The sequence below is a fragment of the Falseniella ignava CCUG 37419 genome, assembly GCF_000301055.1.
Classification (GTDB): domain Bacteria; phylum Bacillota; class Bacilli; order Lactobacillales; family Aerococcaceae; genus Falseniella; species Falseniella ignava.
In genome coordinates this window covers 576,092-592,329 of sequence record NZ_JH932300.1, presented here as the reverse complement: position 1 = coordinate 592,329, position 16,238 = coordinate 576,092, and the positions used below count along the sequence as shown (strand labels likewise).

The window sequence follows — 16,238 nt, the reverse complement described above, 5'->3', positions numbered from 1 at the left end:
ACCCATGTTAAAGCTTGCGCCAACGGCCGGAAGTATACGAATGAAGAAGTCCTTGTCCAAGCAAAATGGTTAGCGGATGACATGATGGAAGCTGTTCAAAAAGATCGGGAAATGCATGGAAAAAAGCCCCTAAAAAATACAGAAAAGGTGTCCTCAACAAAATCCCAAAAAATCAGTCCCAATGATCCTGAGGCGGGTTGGTTCCATAAAGGAGACCATAAGCAAGTTTTTGCTTACAATATTCAAACTGCCTGTGATCGAAACGGCTGGGTATTAGGTTACAGCGTACATTCAGGGAACACTCATGATACACAAGCTTTTCCGTCATTATTTAACAAGATTATCTCGTTTGACCCTACCCGTATTATTGCGGATGCCGGGTATAAAACTCCCACCATCGCTCAGTTTCTGTTAAGTCAAGCCATCACCCCTGTATTTCCTTATACACGTCCTAGACGTAAACCAGAGAATCGAGACATTGTCTATGATGAATACTATGACTGTTATTTAGACGAAAACAATACTGTCTATCATTACACAACAACGAATCGCAAGGGTTACCGAGAGTATCGCGCATTGGGAGAAGAAAGAAGTAAACGCGTTATTACACGGCATGTCTGGCAAGAAGCTCTTGAAACCTGCGAAGATATCCGGCACTCTGAAGGCATGCGTGAACTTTATCAAAAACGCAAACAATCGGTGGAGCGATTATTTGGCACTGCGAAGGAACATCACGGTTTTCGATATACCCATTTAGTTGGGAAAGCCTTGATGGAATTCAAAGCAGGGCTCACTTTTGCCTGCTTAAACATGAAGAAACTGGCCAATATACTGGCATTGAGAAGCTAGAAAGGCTTCGTTTTTTTATTTTCAGAGGATATTTCACTAAAACAAAAGACAAACCCTTATTTTGAGATTAACTCAAACGGGGTTTGTCTCCAATCTGAAATCTCAAAGCAATACATGCTTTGAGATTTTTTAATTGGGAGGTTATTTTAGAGTGACTTCATAAAGATAAGGGTATAATTTGCCCGTAACATAGAAACGATCTCCCTCGACATGGGCAATCCCATTTAAACTATCTATTTGGGCAATTTGCTCATCGGTTAACGTTTCTTCGACAATCGGACGTAAATCATATCGGTCGATGACTTCAGCTTTTTCGAGATCGATCTTATAAATATAATCGTCATATAGGCGATTAGCATAGAGCACGCCATCAACCCATTCTAATTCGTTCAATTTACTGAATTTCTTACCGTCACGCGTAATCTCAATCACGTCTAATTGTTCAAATGTTTCGGGATCATGTTTATATAGTTTATTGGTCCCATCCGAACGCCATAAACATTTGTTTACTTTATCATAGCAAAGCCCCCACCCTTCAGTCTCCATCGGCACTTCTTCAAGTACTTCAAATGTCTCAGGGTCACGTTTTAGCGCGATTTTCTCACGCCAAGTCATTTGCCATAAATATTGATCGGTATGGGTCAATCCTTCGCCGAAATAATCAGCTGGTAAATCAACTGCGGAGTCTAATTCACCGGTTTCCAGGTTAAAGATACCGAGCTTCGACTCACCTTTAAGCCCCGTTCCTAAAATCAATTCTTGTTTGGAATTGAGTTCAAGACCTTGGGTAAAAAGCGGCTCTTCAATGGGATACTGCTTGATTAGTTCCACATCACCTGCTAAAGCGGTGGGAATTTGTGCGCCTAAATGGGCTGCCAGCATTACGCCGCAGACCCACTTAGCACAACGAGATTGGAGGTTGTTGGTTGGTTTCATTGGAATCTTCCTATTTCAAATTCATAACAAATTCTGTAATTAATTTAGCCATTTCTTCATATTGTGTGAAGTAAAGTAAATGGTCACCGTCTAGAACATGAGTTTCAACTTCATCCGGATTTTCTGACATATCAACGTGTTGTTCTTCCCAGTCCATCGTAATTTGATCCATAAATTCACGGCGCATTTCAATATCATCATACGAATCCTGAGCTAATAAGTATAGCGCTGGAATGCCTGCTGGGATTTTTTCGTCTTTAGCATCTAATAAGACTTGGTTAGAACGCTCTGCTTCGTCGGTTGTTGCAGTATTATTTAAATTAAGTTGCGCAATCAATTTATATTGTTCATTCACTTCATCATCGACATCTGGAATTTCTGGTAAGTAAAGCGCATTTCCTTCTTCATCGACTGGGGCTTCCATATGTCCCATATCCATGTAGCCATTCATCATCGGTGTACTCGTATCCATACCTACGATTCCCTTAACTTCTTCAGGGAATTGTTTAGCATATTCCATCGCATAAATACCTGATAGAGAATGTGCTACTAAGACATACTCTGAAACATCAAATTGTTGCAATGCTTCGTGTAATTCATTAATAATATTTTCGCTCGTACGTGGCTCATCGGTATTATCACTTAGACCATAACCGAACGGTTCTACGACTAAAATATGGAAGTTTTCAGCTAGACGGTCTAGTAGATTTTTTTGCGTTAAAGGTTGAGACGCTTCACCTAAACCTGGCATAAAGACTAAAGTTTTATTTTGACCTTGATGTTCTTTACCTAATTCTAAAACGTTCATTTGTTTACCTTTAACAGTAATTTTTGTACCGTAATCTTTAATTTGACTGCGTAATTCTTCTTCACTTAATTTTGGTGTCGTGCTTGCTTCACCAGATTCAGCTACTTCACCAGATTCTACTGCTTCAGCTGACTCAGCTACTTCATTTTCTTCCGCTTCATTTTCTTGTGCCATTTCACTTTGAACTTCTGCAGCGGTTGTTTCTTCCGCATAAGCGACAAATGGTGTCATTAAAGCTTGACTCGATAATAATAAGGCAATCATACCTGACTTCATTGATTTTGAATTAAATTTTTTCATTGAAAAATTCCTTTCTCATATTTGATGACTCTTAGTATAAACACTACCCGTGAAGAAAAAATAAATAAAATATGGAGAATGTATGAATTCGTATGAATAAAATTTGAATCGATATATCTTAAAAAAATCCTGCCGACAATTCGCTTGTCAACAGGATACGAGTGCTTTCGCTTATAAAATATAGTGACTTAAATCTTGGTCTTCGACAATTGCATCGAGTCGTTGTGTGACGTACTGTTCGGTAATTTCAACTTGTCCCATCTGCATCTCAGCCGCATCAAATAATAACTCTTCCAATACCGTCTCTAAGATCGTATGTAGACGTCGAGCCCCAATATTATCGGTATCCCGGTTGAGACGCTCCGCATAGGCTGCTAATTGGTCGATCGCACCTTCCGTAAATTGAATTTCAACGCCGTCTGTTAAGAGCAATGCTTGATATTGCTTCAATAAGGCATTTTTCGGTTCGGTTAAAATACGTTTGAAATCTGCTTGAGTAAGATCATCCAAATTCACTCGAATTGGGAAGCGTCCTTGAAGTTCTGGAATTAAGTCAGACGGTTTGGCTTGATGGAAAGCACCACTTCCGATAAATAGAATATGATCGGTTTCAATAATACCGTATTTCGTTTGAACTTGGCTTCCTTCAACGATTGGCAAGATATCACGTTGGACACCTTGACGGCTCACTTGCCCTGAACCTTTATCATCGATCGCAATCTTATCAATCTCATCGATAAAGACAATCCCCTTATCGGCTGCCAATTCAAGCGCTTTTTGATTGATATCGTCTTGATTAATTAATTTATCCGCTTCTTCTTCGGTTAATAATTCTAACGCTTCTTTAACTGTGACCGTCCGTTCAATTTTCTTCTTCGGTTTCAGTGCATTAAGACTTTCTTGCATATCCATCATTTGCTCCATCGCTGGATTTAAGGAATTCAATTGCAATTTTTTCTCTTCCAATTGAATGGTCACTTCATAATCATTCAATTTGCCTTGACGAATTTGTTCCGCAATTTGACGGCGTGTTGACGCAATCTCTTCCGTGACTTCTTCGGTTTCTTCTTCCTCATTGAGCATCGCCGGATTGAATTGTCCGAGTAAATCACCTAAATTACCAAATGGATTCGAAGCCGACGACGATTTCTTTTCGACTTTAATTCCCGGTTTTAAGGCTTTCGCAATTCGCTCGATCGCTTTTGCTTCTGCTTCATCTTTGACTTCTGCTTGTTTTTGGCGCTTAATAAGGCGAATCGCACTCTCAACGAGGTCCCGTACCATCGATTCCACATCGCGTCCGACATACCCTACTTCAGTATATTTCGTCGCTTCCACTTTAATAAATGGCGCTTTCGCAATGTCGGCTAAGCGGCGAGCGATTTCAGTCTTACCAACCCCGGTAGGCCCAATCATTAAAAGATTCTTCGGCTTCACTTCTTGTTGCATCTCGCCAGTTAATTTCAAGCGACGTATTCGGTTGCGTAAGGCCACTGCTACCGCACGTTTTGCTTCAGCTTGCCCGATAATATATTGATCCAATTCGCTGACAATTTGTTTTGGTGTTAATTCTGTCATTGCAATCCCTACCCTTCAAATGACTCAACGATAATTTGGTCGTTCGTATACACATCAATTTGACTAGCGATGGTCAAGGCTTCTTTCGCAATTTCAGCCGCTGTCAGTGGCATATCTTGACGCACTAATGCACGCGCTGCAGCTAATGCATAATTGCCACCTGAACCAATCGTTAGCACCCCATCGTCCGGCTCAATCACTTCACCTGTGCCACTGACAAGTAATAATTGTTCTTCATTCATCACAATTAAGAGTGCCTCAAGTTTTTGGAGTGTTCGGTCGGTGCGCCACTGCTTCGCTACTTCTACCGCAGCTCGAGTTAGTTGTCCGTTATGGGTGCGTAACTTCTCTTCGAACATTTCAGATAGCGTAATCGCATCCGCAACTGAACCGGCAAATCCGACAATCACCTGATTATCGTAGATGCGGCGTAATTTTCGGGCACTGCCTTTCATAATGACCGATTCACCAAATGTAATTTGACCGTCACCGGCCATCGCTAATTGATTATTTTTCTTTACTGCACAAATTGTTGTCATTTTTATTCCTCCTTAGTTTGTCGGTTCGCTCTTGGAAAAACATTCAGATATTGTTGACGTAACTTATCTTTCGTTACGTGGGTATAAATTTGAGTCGAACTTAAGTCTTCATGCCCCAGAAGTTCTTGCACACTGCGTAGATCCGCCCCATTATTTAATAAGTGAGTGGCGAGTGAGTGGCGTAACTTATGTGGATGAATTGACAAGTTGAGCCCTGACTCTTCAACAATCGTATCTAATAATTTGCGGATTGTCGTCGGACTTAAGACCTTACCTGTTACCGAAACAAATACATTCGGCAGTTGTTGAATATTCGTCTCCTGTCGCATCCCATGAATATAGGTCTGCAGTGCTTCGCTGGCAATATCTCCAAGAGGAACGATGCGTTCTTTGTCCCCTTTTCCAATTACGCGAATAATGCCCCAGTCAAATTCAACTTGGTCTAACGCCAAATTACTCAGCTCACTCACCCGCATCCCCGTCGCATAGAGCGTCTCTAGCACGGCGCGTTGCAAGGGTTGTTGCGAAGAGGTAGAGTGAGCAACAGCATCCAGCAGTTGATTTAGCTCATCTTCATAGAAGAAATCCGGTAGGACATTTTCCTTTACGGAGTATTGCACTAAATTCATCGGATTCGATTCGATCCATCCCATCCGAGTTAAATACTTATAAAAGGCGCGGAGCGAGGATAGTTTCCGGGCAATCGTGCGCCTTGATAGATTGCGTTCACTTAAATGCCCAATAAAATAGCGAATATCTTGATAAGTAATCGCATCGTAGCTCGTCTCGCCGGTGATTTCAATAAAATCAGCAAATTCTTTTAAATCATTGTCATAAGCTCTTGCTGTTTCCGGTGAATAGCGTCGCTCGTTGATTAAATATTGTATAAATAAATCGATGGTCTGATGCATACGCGTTCGCCTCCTCTCCAATAAAATCTCTAACCAATCCTAACCATTGTACAAGATAAGCTGATTTCATTGCAAGTTTTCCAACTTACCTTGTTGGTTTACACTCTAGCTTAATAATAAACACCAGCCCTTCCAAACATAAAAAAGCCAAGCTAAAAACAGCTTGGCTTGAAACATCGTTCATTTAAATTTCAGTCGTTATTTGACAACTTGTTCTTGATAGTCACAATGACTGCAGACCACTTGGGTTTGCCCTCGTTTACTCTTCTCCACTAAGTAGTGGTGACATTTCGGACAGTCACGACCAACCAACTTATCCCATGAGACAAAGTCGCAGTCCGGATAACGTTCGCAACCGTAGAAAATACGATTTTTCTTCGATTTACGCTCGACGACTTCGCCTTTTTTACATTTAGGACAGGTCACCCCAATTTTCTTAACAATCGGTTTGGTATTGCGGCAATCTGGGAAGTTACTACAAGCGTAAAATTTCCCGTAACGTCCGATTTTAATTACCATCGGATGACCGCATTTTTCACAGTCAAATCCTGCCGGTTCATCTTTAATTTCAATCTCGGCCATATTTTCTTCGGCTTTTTCCAACTTCACTTTGAACGGTTGGTAAAATTCATCTAAAACTTCCACCCATTGATGGCGTCCTTCTTCAATTTGGTCAAGCTCTTCTTCAAGTGAAGCGGTAAAGTCCGTATTGACAATCTCTGGGAAGAATTCTTCCAAGACGGAAGTCACAATCTCCCCCAGCTCAGTCGGTTCAAAGCGTTTCGCAGTCATCTTAACGTAGTAACGTTTACGCAACGTCTCAAGCGTTGGCGCATAAGTTGACGGACGTCCGATGCCAAGTTCCTCCAACGTCTTAACCAACGCAGCTTCGGTATAGCGGGCTGGCGGTTGGGTAAAATGCTGGCTCGGCGATAGCTTGGTTATCTTGACCTTGTCCCCTTTTTGTAAGACAGGCAAGTAATTATCCTTATCCGTTGAAGAAGGATAAGCTTCTAAGAAGCCCTTGAACTTAATTCGTGAACCGGTCGAACGGAATCGAACGTCATTTTGTTCGATATCGAGTCGAATCGTATCAAAAATGGCTGGGGCCATTTGACTCGCGACAAATCGCGCCCAAATTAAAGAATACAACTTAAATTGATCTTTACTCAAATACGATTCGATCGATTTTGGCGTTAATGTCACATCACTGGGACGGATTGCTTCGTGCGCATCTTGCGTGTTCTTATTTTTAGAAGCTACTCTCCCGCTTGATTTGCCCAGATAAGCTTTCCCATATTCTGCTTCGATATAATCACTAGCAGATTTTTGCGCTAAAGGTGAAATCCGAGTAGAATCGGTACGCATGTAGGTAATTAACCCAACATGGCTGCGTTTGATTTTAACTCCTTCATAGAGTTGTTGCGCAATTTGCATGGTCTTCCCAGCACGATAATTCAAGCGGTTTGATGCTTCTTGTTGCAACGTACTGGTTGTGAATGGTAGCGGCGCTTTACGTTGGCGCTCATTTTCGACAACATCTTGCACTACAAAGTTTTCTTTGGTATTGATGCGGTCCATCATTTGAGTCACGTCATCTTGACTTGACAACTCCACTTTCTTTCCTTGATACCCGTAAAATTGCGATTCAAATTTATCTTTATCTTTTTGAACTTTTGCTGCAATCTTCCAATATTCTTCAGGTTTAAAGTCACGAATTTCTTTCTCGCGATCAATAATAATCTTTAAAGCGGTCGATTGGACGCGTCCGGCACTCAATCCTCCTTTAATTTTCTTCCATAAAATCGGTGAAATCGAGTAACCGACCACTCGGTCTAAAATGCGACGCGCTTGTTGGGCATCGACTAAATCTTGATTAATCGTTCGCGGATGTTTGAAGGCTTCTTTCACCGCATCCTTAGTCACTTCGTTAAAGACGACCCGGTTATTCGCGCTGTCTTCTAAGCCTAAAAGCTTACTCAAATGCCAAGCAATCGCTTCTCCTTCGCGGTCCGGGTCGGCTGCCAAATAGACATGATCGGCTTTTTTTGCAAGCGACTTCAATTCTTTGACCGTGTCGCCGCGCCCACGAATCGTAATATAATGAGGCTCAAAGTTATTCTCCAAATCCACGCCCATCTTGCTCTTAGGTAAGTCGCGCAAATGGCCTTTACTAGCTACGACCGTATAATTTTTCCCTAAATAGCGATCAATGGTCTTAGCTTTTGTCGGAGATTCGACAATGACTAAATTTTTTACCACAGTCTGATCATTCCTTTATTATTCAATCTATTAATGTGTTACTTGTTCATGCAATAAAATCGTTACACATCTTAATGTATCCCTCACACTTTGTCAAATATTATTATGTTGATGGGTGGAGTAAAGTAACGCTAACTCTTCCATTAATTGTGTCATCGAAATAATCGGGAGCGCACCGGCAGCAATTAATTCATTGCAACCGGCAGACTGCGAGTCCGTCACACGACCAGGTAAGACCATGACTTCCCGATTATATTGTAAAGCATAATTAGCGGTGATCAGACTGCCACTGCGTTGCGCAGCTTCAATCACCAAGGTAGCTGGCGATAATCCCGCAACGAGCCGATTACGTAGAATAAAATGATGCTTCTTTGGCGGTTGCCAAGGCAAATATTCGCTGATTAAACAACCGTGTTGTTCGATTTTTTGATAGAGTGCATGGTGTTGTTTCGGGTATATCGTATGAAAGCCACACGGCAAAATTGCCACCGTTTGAGCTTGATAGTTCAAGCTTGCTCGGTGCACTGCGGCATCCACCCCAAGCGCCAGACCTGAAACCGTCGTATAGCCTTTGTCCGCTAATTGTTGGACAATTAGATCGACCATCTGTTGACCGTAGGGGGTGATTTTTCGTGTACCCACGATCGAAATCGGCTTATTCCCTACTTGGAATCCATCCCCTAAATAATATACAATAACCGGAGGGCGGTAAATATGATACCAGCTCGTTGGATAGGCTGGCTCATGGAGCATCACACTGCGTGGCAATAAATAGTGAACCCATTTTTGGTAATTGGACCATTGATGCGAAGTGACGATCGCATAATTTTTGCTCCCTTTTGATTGAGGGACTATATGTTCTCGCATGATTCGATAGCTTTCGGCAAAAGTTAGTCCGTTGTCAAAGCCCACTTGCCTTTGATAGTCCATAACAAAGTTCACTAATTCTTGATAACTGAATTCCAACAATTGATAATAAATAATTTGTTCTTTTAATGATAATTCCATTCGATCACCTCGATAATAAATACCCTCGGGCGATCTTTTTATCCCTTTATAATTAGTTGGATATGTGTCTTAATTAACAAAAGGTTAACCTAATTAGTATAATTATGCTTATTTTCAGTATAACGCTTTTGAATCGACGGAACAGGAGCGAAGCTTTGGCGGTGATATGGTGTCACTCCGTAATGGTGCAACGCTTCGATATGAGCGGCGGTCCCATACCCCATATTTTGTTCAAATTGGAACTCTGGGTAGCGTTCTGCCAATTGCATCATCCAATGGTCTCGATGGACTTTAGCAATAATGCTGGCGGCCGCAATGGATAGCGAACGCTGATCTCCTTTTATGATTGCTTGTTGAGGTATTGTCAAATTAGGTACCGTGACTGCATCAATTAACGCATAATCTGGCTTTGGAGTCAGTTCTGCTAGAGCTTGTTGCATGGCAAGTTTGGTAGCATTTAAGATATTGAGTTGATCGATTTGTTTATTCGATACTTCGACAATTTGATAAGCTAATGCTTCGGACTGAATAAATTGTGCATACTGTTCGCGTTGCGCAAACGACAAGGTCTTAGAATCATTAATCTCAATCCATTCTTTAGCACTCAAATCCATCGGCAGAATCACCGCGGCAGCCACGACCGGCCCCGCAATCGGGCCTCGACCCACCTCATCGACGCCTGCAATCAATGAATATCCAGCTTGGTGAAGTTGTCGTTCGTAAGTGAGTCGCGCTTCAAAGGCTTCCAACTTGGCTTGTCGCTTTTCGAGCAGTCGTTTGCGTCGTTGGATTAATTGCTGAACCCCTTTACGCGAATCTGCTTGCCAAGCTTCCCATTCCGCCTCAGTAAATATTTCAGCTCCGATACGGGCTTTAATTTCCGCTATACTTAAATTATTCTCCATCGACTTCTCCTGCCGTTTGTTCACCAACCGGTTCATCTAACGTATATTGACCTAAAATGCCCTTACGATAATCATGAATCATACGCTCACTAAATGCATCGTAGTCATCGCCAAAATTCATTCGCTCCGTCATCAGCAACAATACTTCCGGATGCGTCATTTGTTCAATCTCCGCTGCCTTAATCCGATATCGCTCAAATATACGCTCTGGTTGGCGTTCTAATAGATACTCTAATAACCATAAGGCTAAGTCATCCATATGCAGCAAATCGTCTTTAATCGCGCCTGTAATGGCCAATTTCATGCCAATGGTTTGATCTTCGAATTTTGGCCACAAAATCCCTGGTGTATCCAATAGTTCAAAGTCGCGGTCAATCTTCAACCAGCGTTGTGCTTTCGTCACACCCGGTTTATTCCCCGTAATCGCTTGATTTTTGCCGACAAATCGATTAATCAAAGTAGATTTACCCACATTCGGAATTCCTAAAATCATCAAACGAATATTTTTAGATAAAATGCCTTTGGCTGCTTGTTCTTCGAATACTGGTGCCATCTCTTTTCGAATCAATTCTTTTAACTGACGAATGCCTTTTTGGTGTTGCGCATCAATCGCGATCGCCGCATGCCCTTGGGATTGGAAAGTTTGAACCCACTCTCGCGTGGCAACTGGATCTGCTAAATCCGCTTTATTCAGTGCAATGACTCGTCGTTTTGATCCAATAATCTCATCAATCACTGGATTGCGGCTCGACTGTGGAATCCGCGCATCAATCAGTTCTACAACAATATCAACCATCGATAATTTCTCAATTGCCAGTCGCTTGGCTTTGGCCATATGGCCTGGATACCATTGAATTGTCATCGTCATAACCTCCTTATTTTGATTAAAAATTCCTGGCAAAGTGCCAGGAATCCATTGTACTATGCTGCTTGATCGTGCTCTGTTAACTCGAGTAATCGTTCAATGGCAGCATCTAATTGTTCATCGTGCGCTTGAATATATTCACGTGCTAATTGGTTAATTTTCTCCGCCGTCTCACCCGTCACTTCACCAGTCGATTCAAGATGATGGTCTACTTGAAACGCTTTAACCGCTTCAACAACTGACTCATCGTATAAATCTCCCAATTCAACATCATAATCGAGTTGATTGAGGACAGCTCGCAGTGACGCTACAAATTCATTGCGCATCCCGAAGTTTAAAACTTCGTCTGCTTGCATCACAAGAGATTGATAAATTGGATGAACTTCAATTTCTTCATCGACTTCAACCCCTTCGCCATGAATCCAATGCTTATTCGGTGTTAACCAACGTGCAGACGTCAACTTCAATTCACCCAGCTCTGATGCATTGCTAATGGTTTGAACCGTTCCTTTACCAAAGGTCTGATTGCCCAGTACTGGAGCATCGGTATTTTCCTGAATGGCTGCCGCAAAAATTTCACTGGCACTCGCACTTCCTTTATTTACTAAGACGACATACGGTTCGGTTACTTGGCTTTCACCATATTCTTTATCGCTCGCTGGATAATCATAGACCGGGCCGGTTCCTTCTTCAATATGCATAATCATTTGACCATCTTCTAAAAAGAGATTGCAGATTCGTAATGCTTGATCCAACAAGCCTCCCGGATTATTTCGCAAATCAAAGACAAAGGATGTGACATTTTGTTGGCGCAAATCGTCAATTACTTCGAGCAATTCATCATAAGTTGTGCCGTTAAATTGGGTAATTTTTACCACGCCTACTGACGGATTTGCTTCGGCAACTTCACCCGTCACGGTAATAATTGGAATCCGCGCACGAGTTATCTCCAAGTCAATCACAGATGAACCGCGTTGGACTTTCAACTTGATTGTTGTGCCCTCTTCTCCGCGAATAATACGCACGACTTCATTGGTATCCATCCCAGAAAGTTCAGTGCCATCCGCTTCCAAAATTACATCGTTCGGTTGAATCCCCACTTCAGCCGCCGGTGTCCCTTCAATCGGTGTTACGACCTTGACTTGGCCATTTTCCATCATAAATTGCACACCAATTCCGGTAAATTCTCCCTCTACCGTCTCGTTCAGACTGTCGGATTCATCCGTATTTAAATACTCAGAATACGGATCCTCTAAAGCTTGAACCATCCCTTTTAGGGCACCTTCAAGCAACTGCTTCTTATCAACTTCCTCAATATAATCAGTCTGAATGGTATTGTAGACTTCAATCAACTTTTGTAAATCTTTTTCTGTTAAGGGTTCTTCAATCTCTTGACCGGTAAACCAATTGAATCCTTCTGCCGTTTGTAGCGGCAGACAGAGGGTGATTAAGGTTACTACACTCACCATTAGCCAAATTAGGGGTCTTTTCAGACGTTTGTCTGTCATGATCTCACTTCTTCCTATAATTGATCATTCATCTTTACAGCTGTTTTTAAAGCAATTTCCATCATTTCAGTAAATGAATTTTGACGTTCTTCAGCTGTTGTCTCTTCACCCGTAATCAAATGATCGCTAATGGTACACATCGCTAAAGCACGTTTATTATGTTTTGCGGCGACAGCATAAAGACCCGCTGCTTCCATCTCTACCGCTAGGACACCGTAACGAGCCAGTTTTGCTTTATCCATCTCTTCATTATAGAAGCGATCGCTCGATAAAATATTCCCAACATGAATTTTTTCAGAATTCATTACTTCCGTTGCAATATGATACGCTGCATCAAGCGCATCAAAGCTAGCAATCGCTGAATAATGCACTTGTCCTTCGAAAATATGATGTAAAATACCTGAATCCGTCGTAGCGCCTTGACCGAAAACTAAGTCACGTACTTTTACTTCAGATTTCATCGCACCTGCGGAACCAATCCGCATAATTAATTCCACACCGTATTCAGTATATAATTCTTCCGCATAGATCATGGCTGAAGGGATCCCCATCCCAGACCCTTGAACGGAAATACGAACGCCTTGATATGTCCCAGTATAGCCAAACATATTTCGGATGGTATTATATTGTGTGACATCTTCTAAATAGTTATCGGCAATATATTTTGCGCGCAATGGGTCGCCAGGAAATAGAACGACTTTTGCGATATCTCCAGCTTTTGCTCCAATATGAACGGTCATAATTACTCCTCTTTCTATATATGATTTTGATAATTTAACCAAGCTTGGTCAAATATAGCAACTAATCGTGTATACGCTAAACTTCCTTCGATATAATCGGAAATTTCATGGAAATCTTGACTTTGTTTCGGGAAATCAATATCCTCGTGCATTTGATTCGCCAATCGGCTGATTGGGTCATTCGCCTCGGGATCGACAAATTTCATCATAAATTGGTAAAAGGTCAACGATTACCCACTCCTTTAATCTAGATTCTTATTCAATTAATCATAAGGGTTGAACACATGGTTTGCAATCTTTTATTTACGGCGCCACCACTCAAACGTATGCGGGTATGGATTTTCCGCGTCCGCTTCAACGTGTTGCTGTTTCACCAATTCAAATTGTGTCTCGTCAATTTGTGGCATCGAAACATCATGTTTAAATGACGCATGGATGACCGTCCGAGTAATTTCGTCGACTTCATCGAAGAAAGATAAAAAGACACCGGCTCCCCCAACAATCATTAAATCCGTCTCTTCAGCTAAGGCTAACGCTTCTTCTTTAGAGGTGACCACGGTCAAGTCTTCAATCTCCTGACAGTAATTAGGATTGGTCGTTAAAACAACCGTCTTACGACCTGGTAATAAGCGACGATTCATTGATTCAAAGGTTTTACGGCCCATTAAGAGCGTATGGCCCATCGTCGTTTCTTTGAAGAATTTCAAGTCATTTGGCAAATGCCACGGCAATTCGTTTTGATAGCCGATACCGCCATTTTCATCTTGTGCATAGACAAAGCGAATCATCTTCTCACTCCTTAACGTTTTAATTCACTTAAGTAATCGTAGCGCTCGTAGCCGTGAAGCAGTGCCGCTTCCGTCTCTTCTAATTCGGCTTGCAGGTCCATCAGTAAGCCTGCATCACTTCCGTTGGCTACCATTTCTTGTTTAATTGTATCAATTTTTTCTTCAAGAAGTAAGATATGTTCCTCCAGTTGATCCCATTCTTTCTTCTCTTGATAGGTCATGCGCTTCGGTTGCGCTGACGCTTCGGTTGGCTCAGAACTTGTCGTGGTTTTTGATTCGTTCGTTGCGGTCTCCGATGGGCTTGACGTATCCGCTTTGGCGCTAGGATATTTCGCTTGAAACTCGGAATAATTCCCGTAGTCGAATTGATAAGTCCCATCGCCTTGAATTTGAAGAATTTGGTTGACGGTCTTATCGAGGAAGTAGCGGTCGTGCGAGACGATCATGACCACTCCATTGAATTCAAGCAAATAATCTTCGAGTACTTGAAGTGTCTGAATATCCAAATCGTTGGTCGGCTCGTCCAGTAATAACACATTTGGCTCTTGGATGAGGAGCGTCAACAGGTATAAACGACGACGCTCGCCTCCTGATAATTGACTAATCAGCATCCCATGAGTCGACCGTTCAAAGTTAAACCGTTCTAACATTTGCGAAGCGGAAATACTGTGCCCGGTCCCCACCTTAAATTCATCGGCAACTTGGGTTAAATAATTCAAGACCCGCATGTCACCTGGTAAATCTTCATCTAACTGGCGGTAATACGCTAAGCGCACCGTCTGTCCGACTAAAAGCTGTCCGCCAGCGAGCGGCTGGAGTCCGGCAAAAGCGTTTAGCAAGGTTGTCTTACCAACGCCATTAGGCCCAATAATACCGAGGCGATCTCCTTTTACAAACGTCTTAGTAAAGGATTGAACCACCGAGTGATCCCCAATCTCTACCGACAAGTCAGACGCCTCAATAATTTGATTGCCAATCCGTGCTTGATCAAAATTCATTTCCAATGCTTCTTGTTCGCTTGCACGCGATTCGACTTGGTCTTTCAAGTTCTCAAAGCGTTGAATCCGCGCTTGTTGTTTCGTCGTCCGAGCTTTCGCACCTTTACGCATCCAAGCTAACTCTTGTTGGAAAAGGCGGTCTTGCTTCTCTTCCATCCGTGCTAGGCGGTCCAACTCTTCTTGTTTCTTTGTCAAATAAGTCGAGTAATTCCCGGTATATTCGTAGAATTTCCCTTGGCGCAACTCGACAATTTTATTGGTCACACGCTCTAAGAAGTATCGGTCATGGGTGACTACTAAAAGCGCGCCAGAATACGACGCCAAATAATCTTCCAACCAGCGAATTGACTCGATATCTAGGTGGTTGGTCGGCTCGTCTAAGATTAACAAGTCACTTTGACTAATAAGGACTTGCGCCAGCCCCACGCGCTTACGCTCTCCGCCGGAACACGCTGAGATTTTCCGTTGCAAGTCTTTGAGCCCCATCTTATGCAGGATGGTCTTCGCTTGCACTTCCAAGTCCCAGCCATTTTGCACATTCATCTGTTCGCTCACTTGGTTGAATTGATCTAAAAGCCGTTCGTCTTCTGGATGGTTTTGTAGCGCCGTCACAATCTCTTCATAACGCAAGACTAACTTGACTAACGGTGACGGACTCGCAAAGATTGCTTGCAGCAACGTGTCATCTTCGTTTAAGTCAGGCTGCTGGTTCAGCAGGCGAATCGTATAATCATTGGGCTTAATAATCTCTCCGCTATCATACGGATCTTCCCCACTCAAAATCTTCAAAAACGAACTCTTCCCGGCCCCGTTCGCCCCGATTAGACCTACCCGGTTTCCCGTTCGAATCGAAAAATCCACTTGATCCAATAAACTTTTGATGCCATAAGTCTTCGATAAATTCTCTACTCGCAGCTCTCTCATCGTGCTACCTCATTCCCCTCACACAGATTGGTATCCTCATATTCATGCTCTCTCATCATACCACACCCAGCCCCGCATTGGTATTTTGGTGCGGTGGGAGGAGGAAAGTTTTGTTGGGCTAGAATAATTTTCTGGGCGGATTGGTTTGGTGGGGTGGGTGCCAGACTAATTACCAAGCTACTTTGGTTTGGCGGCCCCTAAGCCAGACCAATAAGTCATTCACTTTGGTTTGGCGAACACCGAGCCAGACTAATAAACTGCTTGTTTTGGTTTAGTGGATCAGGAGCCAGACCAATAAACTACTCCGATTGGTTTGGCG

General features: G+C 42.5%; 15 protein-coding genes. 1 reads left to right on the top strand and 14 read right to left on the bottom strand.

The genetic code is table 11. The features are described from left to right. A partial coding sequence (locus HMPREF9707_RS02885; RefSeq protein WP_006701219.1) for a transposase occupies window positions 1–849 on the top strand: 849 nt, incomplete at its 5' end. Between the two features lie 141 nt (window positions 850–990). Here HMPREF9707_RS02885 and HMPREF9707_RS02880 read toward each other — a convergent pair. The 14 genes from HMPREF9707_RS02880 to HMPREF9707_RS02815 all read right to left on the bottom strand — a co-directional run bounded on the left by HMPREF9707_RS02880 (window position 991) and on the right by HMPREF9707_RS02815 (window position 15,919). Further along, window positions 991–1,785 (bottom strand): glutaminyl-peptide cyclotransferase, encoded by a 795-nt coding sequence (locus HMPREF9707_RS02880; RefSeq protein WP_006701218.1) that lies wholly within the window; start codon window positions 1,783–1,785, stop codon window positions 991–993. Between the two features lie 10 nt (window positions 1,786–1,795). Further along, a complete protein-coding gene (locus HMPREF9707_RS02875) occupies window positions 1,796–2,893 on the bottom strand; it encodes an alpha/beta fold hydrolase (RefSeq protein WP_006701217.1) in 1,098 nt (365 codons plus the stop codon). A 171-nt stretch (window positions 2,894–3,064) separates the two neighbouring features. After that, entirely contained in the window at window positions 3,065–4,471 is a 1,407-nt protein-coding gene (gene hslU / locus HMPREF9707_RS02870; protein WP_006701216.1) for an ATP-dependent protease ATPase subunit HslU, read from the bottom strand. A gap of 8 nt (window positions 4,472–4,479) precedes the next feature. Then, on the bottom strand, window positions 4,480–5,010 hold the full coding sequence (hslV, locus tag HMPREF9707_RS02865; protein ID WP_006701215.1) for an HslVU peptidase proteolytic subunit: 531 nt from the start codon (window positions 5,008–5,010) through the stop codon (window positions 4,480–4,482). 2 nt (window positions 5,011–5,012) lie between these two features. After that, the gene (locus HMPREF9707_RS02860) at window positions 5,013–5,921 is read right to left on the bottom strand and encodes a tyrosine recombinase XerC (protein ID WP_006701214.1); all 909 of its coding nucleotides are present in this window, start codon (window positions 5,919–5,921) and stop codon (window positions 5,013–5,015) included. Between the two features lie 198 nt (window positions 5,922–6,119). Continuing rightward, window positions 6,120–8,183, bottom strand: coding sequence for a type I DNA topoisomerase (gene topA / locus HMPREF9707_RS02855; RefSeq protein ID WP_006701213.1), 2,064 nt, complete (start codon window positions 8,181–8,183; stop codon window positions 6,120–6,122). 93 nt (window positions 8,184–8,276) lie between these two features. Next, window positions 8,277–9,191: a DNA-processing protein DprA gene (dprA, locus tag HMPREF9707_RS02850; protein ID WP_006701212.1), complete on the bottom strand. Its 915-nt coding sequence runs from the start codon at window positions 9,189–9,191 to the stop codon at window positions 8,277–8,279. Between the two features lie 89 nt (window positions 9,192–9,280). Next, window positions 9,281–10,096, bottom strand: a complete 816-nt coding sequence (locus HMPREF9707_RS02845; RefSeq protein WP_006701211.1) for a ribonuclease HII — start codon at window positions 10,094–10,096, stop codon at window positions 9,281–9,283. Further along, a complete protein-coding gene (gene ylqF, locus HMPREF9707_RS02840; RefSeq protein WP_006701210.1) occupies window positions 10,086–10,958 on the bottom strand; it encodes a ribosome biogenesis GTPase YlqF in 873 nt (290 codons plus the stop codon). Before ylqF ends, HMPREF9707_RS02845 begins: the two co-directional genes overlap by 11 nt. 59 nt (window positions 10,959–11,017) lie before the next feature. Next, on the bottom strand, window positions 11,018–12,469 hold the full coding sequence (locus HMPREF9707_RS02835) for a S41 family peptidase (RefSeq protein ID WP_006701209.1): 1,452 nt from the start codon (window positions 12,467–12,469) through the stop codon (window positions 11,018–11,020). A gap of 14 nt (window positions 12,470–12,483) precedes the next feature. After that, window positions 12,484–13,209 (bottom strand): purine-nucleoside phosphorylase, encoded by a 726-nt coding sequence (gene deoD, locus HMPREF9707_RS02830; protein ID WP_006701208.1) that lies wholly within the window; start codon window positions 13,207–13,209, stop codon window positions 12,484–12,486. Window positions 13,210–13,223: 14 nt separating this feature from the next. After that, window positions 13,224–13,436: a YozE family protein gene (locus HMPREF9707_RS02825; protein WP_006701207.1), complete on the bottom strand. Its 213-nt coding sequence runs from the start codon at window positions 13,434–13,436 to the stop codon at window positions 13,224–13,226. Between the two features lie 72 nt (window positions 13,437–13,508). Then, on the bottom strand, window positions 13,509–13,997 hold the full coding sequence (locus HMPREF9707_RS02820) for a dihydrofolate reductase (protein WP_006701206.1): 489 nt from the start codon (window positions 13,995–13,997) through the stop codon (window positions 13,509–13,511). Window positions 13,998–14,008: 11 nt separating this feature from the next. Further along, window positions 14,009–15,919: an ABC-F family ATP-binding cassette domain-containing protein gene (locus tag HMPREF9707_RS02815; RefSeq protein WP_006701205.1), complete on the bottom strand. Its 1,911-nt coding sequence runs from the start codon at window positions 15,917–15,919 to the stop codon at window positions 14,009–14,011. Window positions 15,920–16,238: the final 319 nt, after the last annotated feature.